This is a genomic window from Streptomyces sp. CO7 (assembly GCF_053474865.1).
On record NZ_JBRIOU010000006.1, the window covers coordinates 39,530 to 41,823 of the forward strand.

The 2,294-nt window shown below is 74.5% G+C and carries 1 protein-coding gene; it reads left to right on the forward strand.

Annotation, left to right across the window (positions count from 1 at the left end):
• Positions 1-2,294, forward strand: a 2,294-nt coding sequence (locus ACOV8S_RS21535; RefSeq protein ID WP_448319532.1) for a beta-glucosidase, incomplete at both ends; no start/stop codon positions are given.

The following is a 2,294-nucleotide window of genomic DNA, read 5'->3' on the forward strand; positions in this document are numbered from 1 at the left end:
ACGCACGGGTGGGGCTCAACGTGTGGGCGCCGGTGGTCAATCCGCTGCGGCATCCGCTGTGGGGCCGCAACGAGGAGGGCTACTCCGAGGACGCCCGCCTCACCTCGGTGCTCGCCGCCGCGTACACCCGTGGCCTGCGGGGCAACCACCCGGTGTACTGGCGCTCGGCGCCGGTGCTCAAGCACTGGCTGGCGCACAACAACGAGACGGACCGCGACACCGCGTCCAGCTCCGTGCGTCCGCGGGTGCTGCACGAGTACGACCTGCGCGCCTTCCGCGGCGCGGTGGAGGCGGGCGCGGTCGCCGGGGTGATGCCCGCGTACAACCTGGTCAACGGCCGCCCGAACCACGTCTCGCCGTACCTGCGTGACCCGTTGCGCACCTGGACGGACCAGGATCTGCTGGTCTGCTCCGACGCCGGGGCGCCGTCGAACCTGGTCGACTCCGAGCACTACTTCGACACCCACGAGCAGGCGTTGGCGGCCTCCTTGCGGGCGGGCGTGGACAGTTTCACCGATCACGGCGAGGACAGTGCGACGACGGTGGACCGGATCCGCAGGGCCCTGGACGAAGGGCTGCTGGAGGAGGCCGACCTGGACCGTGCCGTGGCCCGGCAGTTGTCGGTGCGTCTGCGGCTGGGCGAGTTCGACCCGGACGGGGGGCCGCACGCGCGGGACCGTGCCTTCGACACGCCGGAGCACCGGGCGCTCGCCGAGGAGGCCGCCGAGCAGGCGGTCGTGCTGCTGAAGAACGACGAGGGCGTGCTGCCGCTCGCGCCTGGTGTCCGGGTGGCGGTGGTCGGCCTGCTCGCCGACGAGTGCAAGGTCGACTGGTACAGCGGGGCCCTGATCCGCGGCCGCACGCCGCTCGCGGGGCTGCGGGAGCGGTTCGGCGCGGAGCGGGTGGAGTTCGCCGAGGGGGTGGACCGCGTCCTGCTGCGGACCGCCGCGGGCGCCTTCCTGCGGGTGCCGCGGGCGGCCGGGGCCTCCGGCTCGGCCCGCGACGCCGAAGGGGCCCTGGACCCGGCGCTGCTGACGGGTCGCACCGACCTGCCGCCGGTGACGACCGGGGGGACGGGCACCGAGTTCGCCGTCGTCGACTGGGGCGAGGGGGTGCTGACGCTGCGGGCGCCGGACGGCCGCCATCTCTCGGTCGCGGAGGACGGCTGCGTGCGGGCGTCGGCCGACCGGCCGGGAGGGTGGGTGGTCCAGGAGACCTTCCGCCTGGAGCCTCACGAGGACGGCCATCTGCTGCGGCACCTGGGCACCGGACGGTACGTGGTGGTCGGCGCGGACGGTGTGCGGGTCGCAAAGGAGGACGGGGCCGGGGAGGTCTTCCGTGCGGTGTGGACCGCGCGGGGCGAGGAGGAGGTGGCCGCGGCCGCGGCCGGTGCGGATGTGGTCATGGTGGTCGCCGGCAACGACCCGCACATCAACGGCCGTGAGACCGAGGACCGCAGGACGCTGCGGCTGCCCGGGCATCAGGAGCGGCTGCTGCGCGCCGCCCGCGCCGCGAACCCGCGGACGGTGCTGGCGCTGGTGTCGTCCTACCCGTACGCGGTCGACGCCGAGGACGTCCCCGCCGTGCTGTGGAGCGCGCACGGCGGCCAGGCGGCGGGAACCGCACTGGCCCGGGTGCTCGCCGGCGACGTCTCGCCCTCGGGGCGGCTTCCGCAGACCTGGTACGCGGACGACGCCGACCTGCCCTCGCTGCTCGACTACGACCTGATCGCCTCCCGGCAGACGTACCTGTACTTCGGGGGCCGGCCGCTGTTCCCCTTCGGGCACGGGCTGTCGTACGCCGCGTTCGCCTACGGGGACCTCTCGGCGCGGGTCGAGGGGGACGCGGTGCGGGTCTCCTTCTCGCTCACCAACGTGGGCGGCGTCGCTGCCGCCGAGGTGGCGCAGCTGTACGTCCGGGCGGTGGCGCCGTCCGTTCCGCGGCCGCGGCGTGAGCTGGTCGCGCACCGGCGTGAGGTGCTGGAGCCGGGGCGGACCTCGGTCGTCTCGTTCGACGTTCCGCTGTCGGAGCTCGCCTTCTGGGACGTCGCGCTGGACCGGCCCCGGCTGGAGGCAGGCGTCTACGAGTTCCTGGTCGGCGCCTCCAGCGAGGACGTCCGGCTGCGGGCGACGGTGACGGTGGACGGTGAGCCCGCGGCTCCCCGGCCGGTCCTGGAGCGCGGGATCGGCGCGGCCTCGTTCGACGAGCAGAGCGGTGTCGAGATCGTCGACCGGACCAAGGTGGACGGTGACGCGGTCACACCCGTGCGGGGGGAAAGCGGTGAACTGCTGTAC